The organism is Paenibacillus sp. 32352 (genome assembly GCF_002042965.1).
GTDB lineage: Bacteria > Bacillota > Bacilli > Paenibacillales > NBRC-103111 > Paenibacillus_S > Paenibacillus_S vulneris.
Map to the genome: position 1 here is coordinate 415,345 of NZ_MZNT01000006.1, position 17,526 is coordinate 432,870.

General features: G+C 47.0%; 15 protein-coding genes. 9 read left to right on the forward strand and 6 right to left on the reverse strand.

Annotated elements, in window-relative coordinates:
* From mnmG to rpmH, 6 genes are all read right to left on the reverse strand, one after another.
* On the reverse strand, positions 1–1,887 hold the full coding sequence (gene mnmG / locus B1728_RS17075; RefSeq protein ID WP_079911434.1) for a tRNA uridine-5-carboxymethylaminomethyl(34) synthesis enzyme MnmG: 1,887 nt from the start codon (positions 1,885–1,887) through the stop codon (positions 1–3).
* A gap of 31 nt (positions 1,888–1,918) precedes the next feature.
* Entirely contained in the window at positions 1,919–3,295 is a 1,377-nt protein-coding gene (gene mnmE / locus B1728_RS17080; protein WP_079911435.1) for a tRNA uridine-5-carboxymethylaminomethyl(34) synthesis GTPase MnmE, read from the reverse strand.
* Positions 3,296–3,396: 101 nt separating this feature from the next.
* A complete protein-coding gene (jag, locus tag B1728_RS17085; RefSeq protein WP_079911436.1) occupies positions 3,397–4,014 on the reverse strand; it encodes an RNA-binding cell elongation regulator Jag/EloR in 618 nt (205 codons plus the stop codon).
* Positions 4,011–4,748 carry a membrane protein insertase YidC gene (gene yidC, locus B1728_RS17090; protein WP_079911438.1) on the reverse strand — a complete coding sequence of 246 codons (738 nt, stop codon included), beginning with the start codon at positions 4,746–4,748 and terminating at the stop codon, positions 4,011–4,013. The genes jag and yidC overlap by 4 nt, the downstream gene beginning before the upstream one ends.
* A 77-nt stretch (positions 4,749–4,825) precedes the next feature.
* Positions 4,826–5,170, reverse strand: a complete 345-nt coding sequence (gene rnpA, locus B1728_RS17095) for a ribonuclease P protein component (RefSeq protein ID WP_079911439.1) — start codon at positions 5,168–5,170, stop codon at positions 4,826–4,828.
* Between the two features lie 187 nt (positions 5,171–5,357).
* Positions 5,358–5,492, reverse strand: a complete 135-nt coding sequence (rpmH, locus tag B1728_RS17100; RefSeq protein ID WP_028550661.1) for a 50S ribosomal protein L34 — start codon at positions 5,490–5,492, stop codon at positions 5,358–5,360.
* Positions 5,493–6,126: 634 nt separating this feature from the next.
* Between rpmH and dnaA the strand changes: the two genes are divergently transcribed.
* From dnaA to B1728_RS17145, 9 genes are all read left to right on the forward strand, one after another.
* Positions 6,127–7,491 carry a chromosomal replication initiator protein DnaA gene (gene dnaA / locus B1728_RS17105; protein WP_079911440.1) on the forward strand — a complete coding sequence of 455 codons (1,365 nt, stop codon included), beginning with the start codon at positions 6,127–6,129 and terminating at the stop codon, positions 7,489–7,491.
* Between the two features lie 284 nt (positions 7,492–7,775).
* On the forward strand, positions 7,776–8,918 hold the full coding sequence (gene dnaN / locus B1728_RS17110) for a DNA polymerase III subunit beta (RefSeq protein ID WP_079911441.1): 1,143 nt from the start codon (positions 7,776–7,778) through the stop codon (positions 8,916–8,918).
* Between the two features lie 24 nt (positions 8,919–8,942).
* A complete protein-coding gene (gene yaaA, locus B1728_RS17115) occupies positions 8,943–9,158 on the forward strand; it encodes a S4 domain-containing protein YaaA (RefSeq protein WP_079911442.1) in 216 nt (71 codons plus the stop codon).
* A 51-nt stretch (positions 9,159–9,209) separates the two neighbouring features.
* Positions 9,210–10,319 carry a DNA replication/repair protein RecF gene (gene recF, locus B1728_RS17120; RefSeq protein ID WP_079911443.1) on the forward strand — a complete coding sequence of 370 codons (1,110 nt, stop codon included), beginning with the start codon at positions 9,210–9,212 and terminating at the stop codon, positions 10,317–10,319.
* 31 nt (positions 10,320–10,350) lie between these two features.
* The gene (remB, locus tag B1728_RS17125; protein WP_079911444.1) at positions 10,351–10,599 is read left to right on the forward strand and encodes an extracellular matrix regulator RemB; all 249 of its coding nucleotides are present in this window, start codon (positions 10,351–10,353) and stop codon (positions 10,597–10,599) included.
* Positions 10,600–10,627: 28 nt separating this feature from the next.
* On the forward strand, positions 10,628–12,535 hold the full coding sequence (gene gyrB, locus B1728_RS17130; RefSeq protein ID WP_079911445.1) for a DNA topoisomerase (ATP-hydrolyzing) subunit B: 1,908 nt from the start codon (positions 10,628–10,630) through the stop codon (positions 12,533–12,535).
* Between the two features lie 20 nt (positions 12,536–12,555).
* Complete coding sequence (locus tag B1728_RS17135) at positions 12,556–13,407, forward strand: polysaccharide deacetylase family protein (protein ID WP_079911446.1); 852 nt, start codon at positions 12,556–12,558, stop codon at positions 13,405–13,407.
* An 87-nt stretch (positions 13,408–13,494) separates the two neighbouring features.
* Entirely contained in the window at positions 13,495–15,990 is a 2,496-nt protein-coding gene (gyrA, locus tag B1728_RS17140; protein WP_079911447.1) for a DNA gyrase subunit A, read from the forward strand.
* A gap of 130 nt (positions 15,991–16,120) precedes the next feature.
* Complete coding sequence (locus B1728_RS17145; protein WP_079911448.1) at positions 16,121–17,179, forward strand: HD-GYP domain-containing protein; 1,059 nt, start codon at positions 16,121–16,123, stop codon at positions 17,177–17,179.
* Positions 17,180–17,526: the final 347 nt, after the last annotated feature.

Consider the following 17,526-nt stretch of genomic DNA (forward strand, 5'->3'; position numbering starts at 1 on the left):
TTAACCTCTGGCTGCAACTACTTTATTATAATGTTCCAAGTGTACGAGAAGGATAGAGATGTCGGCAGGTGTTACACCGGAAATCCGGGATGCCTGACCGATCGAGATCGGACGGATTTTAGCCAGCTTTTGCTTCGCCTCCGTCGCAATTCCGTGGATTACATCATACTGAATATCGTCAGGAATTTTCTTTTTCTCCATCTTTTTCAACCGGTCAACCTGCGCCAGCTGCTTCTCAATGTACCCTGTGTATTTCACCTGGATTTCCACTTGCTCCATCACTTCTTCCGATAGCTCGATCGGTGATGGTGAAATAGCATGAATATGCGCATACGTTACTTCCGGACGACGAAGAAGCGTAAGCAGATCAACCGAGTTGACCAGCTCAGCGCTGCCAAGAGAAGCCAACATTTCTTGCGCTTCAACCGGCTTTACTTTGGTCGCTTTCAGCCGTTCCAGTTCTTCGGCAATCCGCTGCTGCTTCAGCTGGAACCGTTGGTAACGCTCCTCGCTAATCAAACCAATCTCGTATCCGATCGGCGTCAAGCGTTGATCCGCATTGTCATGTCTCAACAGCAGGCGATATTCCGCACGTGAAGTCAACAAACGATACGGTTCATTCGTTCCTTTCGTAACCAGGTCGTCGATCAGCACACCGATATATCCTTCCGAACGATCCAGAACGACAGGCTCACGCCCTTGAACTTTACGCGCGGCGTTGATTCCCGCCATAATCCCTTGGCCCGCTGCTTCCTCGTAACCGGAGGTTCCGTTAATCTGACCTGCAGTAAACAGGCCCGATACGACCTTCGTTTCCAAAGACGGCTTTAACTGCGTAGGGATAACCGCGTCATATTCAATAGCATAACCGGTTCTCATCATTTCTACTTTTTCAAGTCCCGGAATGGAGCGAAGAATATCTAACTGAACATCCTCCGGCATACTGGTGGAAAGACCTTGAACATAATATTCCGAAGTATGGCGTCCTTCCGGTTCCAGGAAGATTTGATGCTTCGGCTTATCGCTAAAGCGAACGATTTTATCTTCAATGGATGGACAATAACGAGGTCCTGTTCCTTCAATGGCACCGGAGAACATCGGAGCGCGATGCAGATTATCATTAATAATCTGATGCGTTTGTTCCGAAGTGTAAGTTAGCCAGCATGGCAGCTGGTTCGGTACTTCCTCCGTTGTTTCGAACGAGAAAAATTTCGGCTTCTCGTCCCCGGGTTGGATCACGGTTTTGCTGAAATCAATCGTGTCCTTATGCACCCGCGGCGGAGTTCCTGTTTTAAAGCGAACGAGCTCCAGCCCAACTTCCTTTAGCGATTGCGACAATTTGACCGCAGGCTGCTGGTTGTTCGGACCGCTTTCGTACATCAGCTCGCCCATAATAATTTTGCCCCGCAAATAAGTACCGGTTGTAATGACAACTGCTTTCCCCATATAGCGGGCTCCGGTTTTGGTAACAACCCCTTTGCACACTCCGTCTTCCACGATCAGCTCTTCTACCAGACCTTGACGGAGCGTCAGGTTCTTCTCGTTCTCCATCGTTTGCTTCATCATATGCTGGTACAAAAATTTGTCCGCTTGCGCCCGAAGCGCATGCACGGCAGGACCCTTCCCTGTATTCAGCATCCGCATTTGGATATAGGTTTTATCAATGTTGCGGCCCATTTCTCCGCCCAATGCGTCAATCTCCCGAACGACATGCCCTTTGGCAGGTCCGCCGATCGAAGGGTTACACGGCATAAAGGCTACCATATCCAGATTGATTGTAATCATCAGCGTTTCACAGCCCATACGCGCTGCGGCCAGAGCCGCTTCACAGCCGGCATGTCCGGCGCCGACGACAATAACATCATATTCACCAGCAGCATAACTCATAATGTACAATACCTCCTCGCCAAAAAAACTATTATTTACCCAAACAAAATTGGGAGAAAATTTGATCTATCAATGAATCGCCTACGGAGTCTCCTATGATTTCCCCAAGGAACTCCCAGGCATTGCGAATATCGATTTGAACCATATCTATCGGAACGAACGCTTCGGTAGCGCTATAAGCTTCCTCCAGTGACCCCTTCGCCTTTTTCAGCAAAGAAATGTGACGTACATTGCTCACATAAGTCAGGTCACTTGATTCTACCTGACCGCTGAAGAAAATACTAGCGATAGCTTTTTCCAGATCAACAATCCCCTGCTGCTCCAGCAGCGACATCCGGACGACCCGCTCCGGCGAAAAATGCTGCTCTAGCACGTCCAGCTCAATCTTCTGCGGCAGATCCAGCTTATTCACAATAACAATCGTTTGCTTCTCTTTCAACTGTTCGATCAGAGCAAGCTCATCCTCTTGCAGCGGCTCGGCGCCGTTAAAAACAAGCAGGATCAAATCCGCGTCAGCCAGAGCACTGCGGGATTTCTCCACACCGATCTGCTCCACTATATCCGATGTTTCCCGAATCCCCGCCGTATCGAGCAGCTTCAACGGAATCCCGTTCACATTCACATATTCCTCGATGACATCCCTTGTCGTACCCGGAATATCGGTAACAATCGCCCGATTGTCCTGCGCCAGCGTATTTAATAAGGAGGATTTGCCTACGTTCGGCTTTCCGACAATCGCCGTGACAATCCCTTCCCGCAAAATTTTCCCTTGCTGGGCCGTTCTAAGCAGCCCCTCGATGTGCTCCATCGCCGACGAGCATTTCTCTTTAATGAACGCATTCGTCATTTCTTCCACATCATGCTCCGGATAATCGATGTTGACTTCGATATGAGCCATCAGCTCGACGAGATCATGACGCAGGCCTTTGATCTTTTTGGACAGGCTGCCCTCGGATTGCTTCATCGCAATGCTGTAGGCCCGATCCGATTTGGCCCGGATTAAATCGATCACCGCTTCAGCCTGGGACAAATCGATTCGGCCGTTGAGGAACGCGCGCTTGGTGAACTCACCCGGTTCAGCAAGGCGAACATTGTGCTCCAGCAGCAGATCCAATACTTTTTTCACAGAAATAAATCCGCCGTGACAGCTGACCTCAACAACATCCTCCATGGTAAAAGAACGCGGTGCCCGCATTACAGTAACAAGCACCTCATCGATTCGCTCCATCGTCGATGGATCCTTGATAAATCCGTAATGAACCGTATGAGTCGGTACCTCGGATAGCTTGCTTTTACCGAAAAATACACCGTCTACTGCAGCAACCGCTTCTTCGCCGCTAACCCGTATAATGGCAATCCCGCCTTCTCCTAACGGAGTGGAGATCGCCGCAATGGTATCTTGAATCATAGCTGTATTCAACCTCTTATCTATTCATGTCTGGTACAAACCGAATGACTCCTCTATTGAAAAAAAGCAATGAGTCTTGACGACATCATTGCAGCAATGGTTTATCTGGTAACAATAACGACTCTTCGATTCGGCTCCTCGCCTCTGCTGAATGTGCGAACCTTCGGATGATCCTGGAGCTTCGCATGAATGACCTTCCGTTCCTGGGGCGACATCGGCTCGAGCACCACTTCTTTTTTGGAGCGGATGACTTTCTCTGCCAGTCTCGCCGCCAGCTCCTCCAGCGTCTTTTTCCGGCGCTCGCGGAACTGCTCCGCATCCAGCACGATTCGCATGTGTGAGGAGGAATAGCGATTGGCGACGATGTTCACCAAATATTGAAGCGCATCCAAGGTTTGCCCTCTTCTGCCGATCAGCATTCCCAGCTCCGAACCATATAGATGAAGCTCGAGGCCTTCTTTCGTAGACTTTTGTTCAATGCGGACTTGTACGTTCATCGTTTGGAAAACTTCTTGTAAAAAATGAATGGCTTCTTCAACAGCATCGGGAATCAGCTCCAGCTCTACTTTCGCATCCTTGGCGCCGATTATGCCGAACAGCCCTTTTGAGGGCTGCTCCAACACCTGTATTTTAACCCGATCCTCCGTGGTATTCCATTGCTGAAGGCCATTTCTGACGGCTTCCTCAATCGATTTACCCATGACCACTATTTTTTTCATTTTGAAGGGCCCACCTTATTTTGAGATGCTCCACCATAAATAAAGTATGACTGTACGATAGTAAAGATGTTACTGTAAATCCAGTACAGCGGAAGTGCGGAAGCAAAGTTCATCGCCATCACGAAAATCATGACAGGGAAAATGAACATCAAGCTTTGCATTTGCGGGTTCATCTGGGTCTTCATCATTTTTTGCTGCAAATAAGTCGTCAACGCTGCGAGCAGCGGCAAAACATAGTACGGATCCTTCGCTCCCAGCTGCATCCATAAAAACGAGTGTTCATTTATATGGTGATTACGCATAATAGCATTGTACAAAGCGATCAGAATCGGCATCTGAACGATCAGCGGCAAGCAGCCTGCCAGCGGGTTAACGCCATTGGATTGGAACAGCTTCATGGTTTCTTCCTGCTGCTTCTTAGGATCGTCCTTGTACTTATCTTTAATCTTTTTCATTTCAGGCTGTAATTCCTGCATCCGCTTCGAGCTTCTGTACTGCTTCAGCGTAAGAGGTAATATGATTAATCGGATAATAACCGTTACGACCAAAATGGACAGACCATATTGTCCCCATAGCTGAGCCGCAAACCAGTCCAGAACTTCTGCCAAGGGCCCGACAAAGTACTTGTCCCAAACGCCATTGTTCGGATCGATTGGAGTTGTCGCCGGAGTACATCCTGCAAGGAGAAGAAACAGGAATGAAAGCGGCAAATAGGTTGCAAGTCGACGAGTCAAAATAATATCCTCCTAGATTCATCTTTTCCAATAATAAACTATATCATATCTCCTCATAAAAAAGAAATGAAATCGGGTTATTTTCGCGTTAAAAGCGAGGCCCTTTTAAAGACGTGGAGGATACTCTTTTCCGTTTCCTGATAAGATAATCCCACAACGGGCTTGCGCGCGATCAGAATAAAATCGTAACCGCATGCAAAACGCTCCTTGTTCAAACGGACAATCTCCTTGACGACACGGCGAATCCGGTTGCGGACGACGGCATTGCCAAGCTTCTTGCTGACCGAGATCCCCAAGCGGAACGACTCCAGCCGCGGCTGCCGATAATAATATAGTACAAACTGATGATTTGCCATCGATTTGCCGCCGCGGTACACCTTGTCGAAATATTCTCTTTTCGTCAACCGATTTTTCTTTTCCACAATGAACTCTCCATCTTCGTCACGATCAGAAACGCCAAAACAATACTATCCTGCGCCAAATCCGGCCGTTTTATAACATCTCATCCTAGCAGGGCTGCAAATATGAGCTGCTGAACCTTCCTTAGAAGCATATTCCCCTTTTATCCCGTTACAAACAAAAAAGACCACCTGACAGTGGCCTTTTGTATTATGCGCTCAATACTTTTCTTCCTTTTAAACGACGAGCAGCGAGTACTTTACGACCATTCTTCGTACTCATTCTCTTACGGAAGCCGTGTACCTTCTTATGCTTTCTTACGTTCGGTTTGTATGTTGGTCTCATTGATCTAGCACCTCCTTGAGGAAAATCCATTCCCAAAAATACCTTACAACATTAAACCATTTTATAAGGCAAAAGTCAACGTGCTTCGATTGCAAACTATTGGCATACAGGTTTGTGGATGAACCATGTCCTATCCGTTCTCTCTTTGAATGTGGATATTCATTTCTTCATTACCTCATCCACACGGCTCGAAAGATGGCGTCACGTTTTCGTCAAAAATAGGTATCCACAGCCTCGAACGGCCGCATTTCGCCAGCAAAAAACAGCCTGTGAATAAAAAAAGTGCCCATATGCGCAGGTTTTGTCGAACTAATAACATTTTATAAACAATATCTTGTGTTGTTGATAAAAGTTACACACAAGCTATAGAAGATGTGGATAAATCGAAACAATTCATTGATAATCCGAACATATTTTGATATTATGATAATGCTTATCCTGTGGATAGAGAACGGTTATCAACTATTTTATCAACAGCCTGTGGATATCTTTGTGAACAATTTACATCCCCTCTGTATAAACTATTCCCGCATGCTTCGGGATGCTGTGGATATTTTGCGACACAACCCGCTTTTTTTCTACATCCGTATGGCTTATGCCTCACCGCTTATTTTTTTGAAGGAGTGAATACATTGTGGAAAGCCATCCAAACGAGCAATGGCAGCAAGTCCTTTCCATTATTCAGACTAGGCTGAGTAAACCAAGCTACGAAACCTGGTTTACATCCACAAGAGCCGTCATTTTCAACGAATCCAAAGTCGTTATCTGTGCGCCGAACAATTTTGCCAGAGAGTGGCTTGAGAACCGGTACACCAAGCTGATTAAGGATACGATTTTCGATTACATTGGAAAGCCGGCGGAAGTGAAATTCATTATCGAATCCGAAGAAGAGAAAGCTGCAAGCACTCCCTCCTCCACTCCGAACATCCCGGTGAAAGCCCAGTCCGCAGTCCCAGAAGAAACGTTCAGCCATATGATGAACCCGAAGTATACCTTCGATACGTTTGTTATCGGGTCAGGGAATCGTTTTGCTCATGCGGCTTCGCTTGCTGTGGCCGAAGCGCCGGCGAAGGCTTATAATCCGCTGTTTTTGTACGGGGGCGTTGGACTTGGTAAAACACACTTGATGCATGCCATAGGCCATTACGTGTTGGAGCATAATCCGAGCGCCAAAGTGCTGTATATTTCTTCCGAGAAATTTACCAATGAATTTATTAACGCGATCCGCGACAACCGCGGCGAAAGCTTCCGCAACAAATACCGCAACATCGACGTGCTGCTTATAGATGATATTCAGTTTCTTGCTGGAAAAGAACAAACACAGGAAGAATTTTTCCATACATTTAACGCGCTGCACGAGGAACGCAAGCAAATCATTATCTCCAGTGACCGGCCTCCCAAGGAGATCCCGACCCTGGAGGAACGGCTGCGCTCCCGCTTCGAATGGGGCTTGATTACCGATATCCAGCCGCCGGATCTGGAGACTCGGATTGCGATTTTGCGGAAAAAGGCGAAGGCGGAAAACCTGGAAATTCCTAATGAGGCGATGGTTTACATAGCCAACCAGATCGATACGAACATCCGGGAGCTCGAGGGTGCCTTGATTCGTGTCGTCGCCTATTCGTCGCTGATCAATGAGGACATCACGTCTCATCTCGCCGCCGAAGCGCTGAAGGATATCATTCCGAGCAGCCGTCCCAAGGTCATTACGATTCAAGATATTCAACAAAAGGTCGGCGAGTTCTATGGCTTGAAGATGGAGGATTTCAAAGCGAGGAAACGGACGAAAATGGTCGCTTATCCGCGCCAGATCGCTATGTATCTTGCCAGGGAAATGACTGATTTTTCATTGCCGAAGATCGGCGAGGCTTTTGGCGGACGGGACCATACTACCGTGATTCATGCCCATGAGAAGATTTCGGAGGCGCTGAAGAACGATCACGAGTTGAACAAGATTATTCAGAATCTGATGGAAAAGGTAAGAAACATCACGGCCTAAGTCTGAGCATACAATGTGATGTCAGTCGTTGTTGCAAAATTATATAGCCTTCGCGGTATGAAGAGCAGCTCCCGGCGGGTCGGTTCGTTATTTGGAGCTGGCTTTTCGCATCTGGATAATTATAAGCCTATGCACAAACTATTCACATGTGGATAGGCTTTTGCTTTGTGGCTTTTCTCCACATATCCACATATCCCTAGGCCCTACTACTATTACTAATAAAAAAAAGGTATTATAGATGTATATGGCATCTCCATCATTTTCGTAACCATAGGAGTGACAAAATGAAGTTAACTATTTTAAAAGAACATTTGAACGAGTCGATTCAGCACGTTTCCAAAGCCATTTCCAACAAAACAACCATTCCCATTTTGACCGGGATTAAAATAGACGCCGATGCCAACGGTATGACCTTAACAGCAAGCGATACGGATATCTCGATTCAAAGCTTTATACCTATTGAGAAAAACGAATTGAGCATTATAGAATTGGAACGCCCGGGCAGTGTAGTCCTTTCTTCCAAGTTTTTCGTAGAGATTGTAAGAAAGCTTCCGGCGCAAGTAGTAGAGATTGAAGTGAAGGATCATTTTCAAACAACGATTCGTTCCGGATCTTCGGAGATTCAATTGGTGGGTCTCGATCCGGAGGAATACCCTACCCTTCCAAGCATTGAGGAAAACAGACGGATTCAGATGCCTAGCGATCTGCTTAAAACCATGATCAAGCAGACGTCTTTTGCCGTTTCCACCAATGAATCTACGCCTATTTTGACAGGGATTTTGTGGACGATCGCCGACCGCAAGCTCAAGTTTACGGCATGTGACCGGCACCGCCTGGGAAGCCGCGAAACCAGCATTGAGGTCGATGCGGACTTCCATCTAGGCAACGTATCGATTTCCGGTAAGACGCTGAACGAGCTGTCCAAAATTTTGCCGGATCAGAACACGCTGATCGATATCATTTTTGCCGAAAACCAGGTGTTGTTTAAGTTAAGCTCCATTTTGTTCTACACCCGGATTTTGGATGGTACTTATCCGGATACGTCGAAGCTGATTCCCCAATCGTATCAAACCGAGCTTGTCATCAATGCCCAGCAGCTTGCAGAAGCGATCGACCGCGCCTATTTGCTGTCCAGAGAAGAGAAAACGAACATCGTTAAGCTCATTATGCGTGAAGATCACACAATTGAAATTTCGTCCAGCTCCTCCGAGCTGGGTAAAGTAACGGAGCAGCTGGAGGTAACCAGCTTAACCGGCGAATTGCTGAGAATATCTTTCAACTCCAAATATATGCTGGACGCGTTAAAAGTCATGGACGGCGAGCTGATCCGCATTGGATTTACCGGCGCCATGCAGCCCATCATCATTCGGCCGGAGGAAACTTCAAGTCTGCTGCAGCTGATCCTGCCGTACCGGACAACGAATTAACGTTGAAAAAGGAGCAGTACTCACATGAAAACGATCCACATTCATACAGACTATATTACGTTAGGGCAATTTCTGAAGCTGGCGGACTGCATATCCACAGGTGGACAAGCCAAGAGCTTCCTGCAGGAAACGGAAATTTGGGTCAACGGGGAACCGGAGAATCGCCGCGGCAAAAAGCTCGTCCATCAGGATCGGATTCGCGTGGAAGGCTGCGGCGAGTTCCAGGTGGTACGCAGCTAAGAGGCTTCGAAGCGGCTGCGCTATCGCAGGAGCCTGTTAGGAGGAAATGCTTTGCAATTAAAAAAGCTGTCTTTACAGCATTACCGCAACTATAACGAGGTTACTTTCGAAACCGGACATATGGTCAATATCATCGTAGGCCCCAATGCGCAAGGGAAGACGAACCTGTTGGAGTCCATTTTTGTGCTGGCATTGACCAAATCGCATCGGACACACCAGGATAAGGAGCTTATCCAGTGGGATTCGTCTCATACCCTGCTGCATGGCGAGGTGGACAAAAAGTACGGCTTATGCCAGCTGGACCTGACCATATCGCAGCAGGGCAAGAAGGCGAAGATCAATGGCCTGGAGCAAAAAAAGCTCAGTAATTTCATAGGTTCTCTGAACGTGGTCATGTTTGCCCCGGAGGATCTTGAGATTGTCAAAGGCTCCCCTTCGGTGCGCCGCCGGTTCTTGGATATGGAGATTGGGCAGGTTCATCCTGCCTATTTGTACGATTTGTCGCAATATCAGAAAATATTGGCGCAGCGTAACAATTATTTGAAACAGCTGTTCACCTCCAAGGACAGCAAGGCCGGGATGCTTGAGGTTTGGAATGAACAATTGGCGACCTTCGGTGTTAAAATTATCAAAAAACGTCAAAGCTTTATAAAGAAGTTGCAATCCTGGGCAGAAAAGATTCATTCGGGCATTACTGCGGGGAACGAACAGGTGCGAATCGCCTATTCTACCGCGTTCGATCCGGCGGTTTTGGAAGATGAACCTGTTTTATTCGACCAATTTATGATAAAGTTATCACAGGTGAAAGAACAGGAATTGCGGCGTGGTGTGACTTTAGTAGGCCCTCATAGGGACGATTTATTGTTTTATATTAATGACAAGGAAGTGCAGACGTTCGGCTCCCAAGGCCAGCAAAGAACGACAGCACTCTCTTTGAAGCTGGCTGAAATTGAACTGATTCGGGAGGAAGTCGGCGAATATCCCATCCTTCTCTTGGATGATGTATTATCCGAGCTTGATCGTTATAGACAAACGCAGCTCATCGAAACATTCCAAAACAAGGTTCAAACTTTCATAACAACGACCGGAATCGAAAGTGTGGACCTTGGCAAGCTCGACAGTGCTTCTGTCATTCATGTTCGAAACGGAAGCTTAACATAGTAAAGCCTCACTGATAAGGAGATGGCCGACGATGTTCATCCATTTAGGCGGAGAAAAAGTCATTCGCGCATCCGAGCTCGTTGCTATATTTGATCTATCCATTGAGAAATCTTCAAAAATATCAAAGCAGTTCGTCAGCTATGCACTCAAAGAAAAGAAGGTCGAGGTTATCGGCGAGGAAGAAAGCAAATCGCTTGTGGTGACGCAATCGAAGGTGTACTACTCTCCTATCTCCTCCATGACTTTGAAGAAACGGGCGAATCATCTTTTAACAAACTAGATATTACCTTGGAAAAGTGGGTGTCAACATGTCTGTGAATCAAAACACGTATGATGAAAGTCAGATACAGGTACTGGAAGGCCTTGAAGCCGTTCGGAAGCGTCCGGGGATGTATATCGGTTCAACCAGTGGAAAGGGCCTTCATCACCTTGTGTGGGAAGTCGTCGATAACAGTATTGACGAAGCTTTGGCCGGTTTCTGTACCAAGATCGAAGTGATCGTGCATAAGGACAACAGTGTTACGGTTATTGACAATGGTCGGGGCATTCCAGTCGGAGAAAATCCGAAATTAAAAAAATCAACGGTTGAAGTCGTCCTTACCGTGCTGCATGCAGGCGGTAAATTTGGCGGCGAAGGCTATAAGGTATCGGGGGGACTTCACGGGGTAGGTGTGTCTGTAGTTAACGCCCTTTCCAAAAAGCTTATAGTGAAAGTAAAAATGAAGGGGCAAGTTTACCAGCAGGAGTACCACCGCGGCGTACCTCAATATGATTTGAAAGTGGTAGGAGAATCGGATGAAACCGGTACGACTATTACGTTCTGGCCGGACGAGGAAATTTTCAAAGAAACGACGGAGTATGATTACGAAACGCTGCAATCCCGTATCAGAGAGCTGGCATTTCTCAATAAAGGCATCGAAATTATCCTGACGGACGAACGTTCGGATGTATCCCAAACCTTTAAATATGACGGCGGTATTGTCTCCTTCGTCGAATATTTGAACCGGAACCGCGAAGCGCTGCATCCGCCGATTTATACGGAGGGCTCCAAGGATCTGATTCAGGTTGAAATCGCGCTTCAGTACAACGATAGCTATACGGAGAACATTTATTCGTTTGCCAATAACATTAATACGCATGAGGGCGGCACCCATGAATCCGGATTTAAGAGCGCGCTGACGCGGATCTTGAATGATTATGCCCGCAAATATAATGCGATTAAGGATAGCGACTCCAACCTATCCGGGGATGATGTGCGTGAAGGCTTGATCGCCATTATTTCCGTCAAAATACCGGAGCCTCAGTTTGAAGGACAGACGAAGACAAAGCTCGGCAACAGTGAAGTCCGGGGCATTGTGGAATCCTTGTTCTCGGAAAAGCTGATGGAATTTCTGGATGAAAATCCTGCCGTTGCAAAGAAAATCGTTGAAAAAGGCGTCCAAGCGGCAAGAGCGCGCGAAGCGGCCCGTAAAGCCCGGGAATTGACGCGGCGCAAAAGCGCCCTAGAGGTCAGCTCCTTACCAGGGAAGCTGGCGGACTGTTCCTCCAAAGATGCTTCGATCAGTGAAGTCTACATCGTAGAAGGTGACTCTGCGGGCGGCTCCGCCAAGCAGGGACGCGACCGCCATTTCCAAGCGATCCTGCCTATCCGCGGTAAAATTTTGAACGTAGAGAAGGCAAGATTGGATAAAATATTGTCCAGCCAAGAGATTCGGGCTATTATTACGGCGTTGGGTACAGGAATCGGTGAAGATTTCGATATTACCAAAGCCCGTTACCATAAGGTCATTATTATGACCGATGCCGACGTGGACGGGGCGCATATTCGTACTCTGCTTCTTACGTTCTTCTACCGGTACATGCGCAAAGTGGTTGAAGCGGGATATATTTACATCGCTCAGCCGCCTCTATACAAGCTGGAACGGGGCAAGACGGTTCGTTACGCCTACAATGACAGGCAGAAGGATCAGATCATGCAGGAGTTCGGTGACGGCGTTAAGGTCAACGTACAGCGGTACAAAGGTCTTGGAGAGATGGACCCTACCCAATTGTGGGAAACGACCATGGATCCGGATAGCCGTACGCTGCTGCAGGTGAACATCCAGGATGCGATGGACGCCGATGCCATCTTTGACGCACTGATGGGCGAGAATGTCGAACCGCGCAGAGACTTTATTCATCAGCATGCGAAGTTCGTTAAGAACCTCGATATTTAGCAAGACTGAAGGAGCCTTGAATGAATGGGATGCAGAAAGCCGGATTATGGCTGCTTATCGTTGTTCTGCTGTGGCTTACTCCGGGAATATTCCAGCAAGCCCCTCTGACTGTATATAAGGACCGGGTATCCGTGATCGCTTACCACCACATTGATGATCAGACGGTGGGCGATGTTACGATCAAGACGGAATTGCTTCGAGAGCAGCTGACGGATTTGCTGCAGCGGGGCTATCATTTTATTAGTTTGACTCAGTTCAAAGAGTATTTGGCAGGAGGGCCAGTCCCTCCTAACGCTGTTCTGGTCACCTTCGACGACGGCTACCAGAGCTTTTATACTCGTGCTTACCCCATCCTGAAGGAATTGAACATTCCTGCCGTAAATTTTGTTATTACGAAGGACTTGGAGCAGCCTTTGAGGAGCCTTATCCCCTCCTTATCCAAAGATGAAATCAGGCACATGACACGGGAAATGGCGGGGATAGACGTTCAGTGCCATACGGACAGCTTGCACGACCGGGCGCCGAATGGCGGCGCATTATTCACGACCAAGCTGACTAATGCACAAGGAGTCGTCGAGACCGAACAACAGTTCGAACAGCGGATTATGGACGATACGCAGCTGTGCCGCAAAAAGCTGGGAGAATTGTATAACCGGCCTATCGATTCCTTCGCCTATCCGTTTGGGATCTACGATGCCAGATCGGCCGATTTATTGAATCGTTCTGGAATTCATTATGCTTATACGACCGTGAGTGGAATTGCTTCGCGAAATACGGATCCTATGCAAATTCCCCGGATTAACGCAGGCAGTCCTTTTGTCAAAGCGAATTCATTAAATAATTTAATTATACAAAGATTACACGGTCTTTAATGGTGTAGGCCACGGAGGAAGCTGCATGCAACAGCAATAAATGCTGACGAAGTGGTTAAGCCAAGGCAAACTTGCAGGAGGTAAACAATGTCCGACGAACAGCGCTCACAAGTTAAAGAAATCGATATCAGCTCGGAGATGCGTACATCCTTTTTGGATTATGCGATGAGCATTATCGTAAGCCGTGCCCTACCGGATGTCAGGGACGGGCTGAAGCCGGTGCATCGCCGTATTTTGTTCGCCATGTCTGAGCTCGGAATGTATTCGGACAAGCCGTACAAGAAGTCGGCAAGAATCGTCGGTGAAGTTATCGGTAAGTATCACCCGCACGGGGATGCTCCCGTATATGAAACGATGGTACGGATGGCGCAGGATTTCTCCCTCCGCTACATGCTGGTAGATGGACATGGTAACTTTGGTTCCATTGACGGCGATTTCGCCGCTGCAATGCGGTATACCGAGGCCCGGCTGTCCAAGATAGCCATGGAGCTTTTGCGTGACATTAACAAAGAGACGGTCAATTTTGCACCCAACTATGACGGTGAGGAGCAGGAACCGGTTGTTCTCCCCGCCCGTTTTCCTAACTTGTTGGTCAACGGAAGCTCCGGTATTGCTGTAGGGATGGCAACAAATATCCCTCCTCATAACTTAGGAGAAGTTATAGACGGCATTCAGCAAATGATAGAGAATCCGGACGTCACTCCTATGGAGCTGATGCAGTCGATTAAAGGCCCGGATTTCCCTACTGCCGGATTTATTTTAGGTCGCGAAGGCATACGCCAGGCTTACAATACGGGCCGCGGCTCCGTAACTATGAGAGCTAGAGCAACCATTGAGGAAAACAACAACAAAGCTCGCATCATCGTTCATGAGCTGCCCTATCAGGTTATTAAAGCACGTTTGATCGAGAAAATCGCAGAGTTGGTGCGCGAGAAGAAAATCGAAGGCATTACCGACCTGCGAGATGAATCCGACCGTAACGGGATGCGGATTGTTATCGAGCTGCGTCGCGATGTGAACCCTAATGTTGTATTGAATAACCTTTACAAGCATACTGCTTTACAATCCAACTTCGGTATAATTATGCTGGCCTTGGTTAACGGCGAGCCTAAGGTTATGAACCTGAAGGAAATGCTCTATCACTATTTGGAGCATCAAAAAGAAGTTATCCGCCGCCGTACCGAATATGAATTGCGCAAAGCGGAAGCCAGAGCTCATATTCTCGAAGGCTTGCGGATTGCACTAGATCATTTGGATCAGGTCATTGCGCTAATCCGTTCTTCTCGGACTACCGAAGAAGCACGCGATGGCTTAATGACTCAATTCGAGCTCAGCTTGGATCAGGCTCAGGCCATTCTGGACATGCGTCTACAGCGCTTGACAGGATTGGAACGCGAGAAGATTGAAGAGGAATATGCGGAGCTGCTGAAGAAAATCGCTGAATATAAAGCGATTCTGGCTGACGAGCAGCTGGTATTGGCTATCATCAGCGAGGAGCTTCGCGAAATTAAAGAGAAATTCGGCGATGAACGCCGTTCTGAGATTACCGTAGGTGAAGAAAGCATCGAGGATGAGGATCTCATCCCTCGTGAAGATGTTATCATCACCATTACTCATACCGGCTATATTAAGAGATTGCCTGTTTCCACCTATCGTAGTCAAAAGCGCGGCGGAAAAGGCGTCATCGGTATGGATACGAAGGATAAAGACTTCGTGGAACATTTGTTCGTGACGAATACGCATCACTTCCTGATGTTCTTCACGAACAAAGGGAAGGTATACAAGCTGAAGGCTTACGAGATTCCAGATCTCAGCAGAACAGCACGGGGAACGCCGATCATTAACCTCCTTCAAATCGAGCAAGGAGAAACGATTAACGCCGTTATTCCGGTTGAGAGCTTCGAGTCCGAACAGTATCTGTTCTTTGCAACCAAGAATGGCTTAGTTAAGAAGACTCCGCTGAATGACTATAGCAACATCCGTAAAGGCGGATTGATCGCCTTAACGCTTCGTGAGGATGACGATTTGATCGGCGTGAAGCTGACGGACGGCAACCAAACGATCATTATGGGGACGAAACAAGGGATTTCCATCCACTTCCCTGAAGAAGAAGTGCGTTCCATGGGACGTTCGGCTACCGGGGTAAAAGGGATTAACATTGGTGACGACGATGCCGTTATTGATATGGACGTTGTTCACCCGGATAACAGTGTCTTGATCGTAACCTCCAAAGGCTTCGGTAAACGTACTCCGGTATCGGAATACCGTCTGCAGTCCCGCGGCGGTAAAGGGATCAAAACCCTTAACGTTACGCCGAAGAACGGCCCTGTCGTAGGCCTCAAAATCGTTCAGGATGATGAGGATCTGATGATCATTACGGCACTTGGAACGATTATTAGGACAAGCATGTCGGGCATCTCCATGATGGGACGCTATACCCAAGGGGTTAAGCTGATCAACATTCGCGATGAAGATGAAGTATCTACGGTTGCGCGAGTGGAGAAAAGCGAGGAATCATCGGATGAACAGGACGGCGAAGAAAATAGCATAGAAACGAATGAGCCGGGTGAAGGTGAGGAGTAATTTCTCTTCATCGGTTGTCTTGGGGCGAAATACGTTTTTTTGGTAAATGAACAAAGAATGGGGGTTACATCCCCATTCTTTTTCGTTTAAAATAAAATGGAATTGATAGAAAGTAAGGTGAGAACGATCGATGGCGACGGTTCCCGTATCTCAGTTAAAACCCGGTGAAAAAATATTGGATAACGTGCAAACCAAGCGAGGAAACGTATTATTCTACAAAGGGAAAGTCATTTCGGATAAGGATATAGAAATCCTAAGAGCGTTCCTCATCCCTACCGTCTCTATAGAATCTAAGACCAATGAGCAGGAGAATGCTAAGGAAGCAGCATCTGAGGAGCCAGTAAGGACCGTACACCCGATTTATGTGGAGTACGATAAAATGCTCGCTCTGCTTAAAAAAGTATTCACCTCCGTCAGCGGGCAAAATCCGCCGATCTTGGAGATCAGGACGCAATTAGAGGCCTTGATACAGCATATAGATCATTATCGGATTTTGACATTTGAACCAAGAGTGTTTCAGCTTCAGGATTACCTTTATCATAACAGCATTATGGTGAGTCTAACCTCTTATTGCTTGGCCAAGTGGAGCGGGATGCCGCAAAAGGATCTCATGCCCGTGGCTCTTGGAGGCTTACTGCACGACATAGGTAATGCCAAAGTCGATCCGTCCATATTGTCCAAGCCAAACAAGCTGACAGCCGACGAAATCGAAGAAATGAAGCAGCATACCGTTATTGGCTATAATCTATTAAAGAATGTGGCTGCCATCAATGAGGGAGTCAAACTATCCGCACTGCAGCATCATGAACGGGAAGACGGATCAGGCTATCCGATGGGAACCAAGGGAGATAAAATCCATCCTTACTCCAAAATTATTGCCATTGCCGATATTTTTCACGCTATGTCCTCCGCCCGTTATCATAAAAAAGCGATATCCCCATATCTTGTGCTGGATCAGCTTTTTAACGAATCGTTCGGAAAACTGGACCCAGCTTTAGTTCAGACCTTCATTCAAAAAGTTACCCAGTTCCATAACGGCGTTCTGGTCAAATTAAATGATAACCGAATCGGGGAGATCGTATTCTCAGACAGAGCCCATCCTACGAGACCATGGATTAACGTCAATGGCCAGATCATCAATCTAACGGTAGAGCGCCAATTATATATTCAAGATGTAATTCAAAAATAAGCAAGCATGTCTTGCAATACTTTTCAATGTGGAAAAAGATAGACTTGACTCTTGATATACATATATGATAAATTAATCTTCGCTGCTTGAGGCGAAGGTTTTTTTATGAGTGGAAAAAATTAAAATAAAAAAACACTTGCAATTGAGTAGGCGAATGTGTTATATTATAAAAGTCGCCGCTAAACAAGGTGACACAAAATGACAGAACGAGCATTTGGGAGTTTTGTCGAGATATTGTCCTTTGAAAACTGAACAACGAGTGAATGTTTGAACAGAGAATGAAAATTCTCGCTAGCATTGAATTTTGAGCTTAAGACAAGCTCTATTATAGATCACTTCGGTGATCA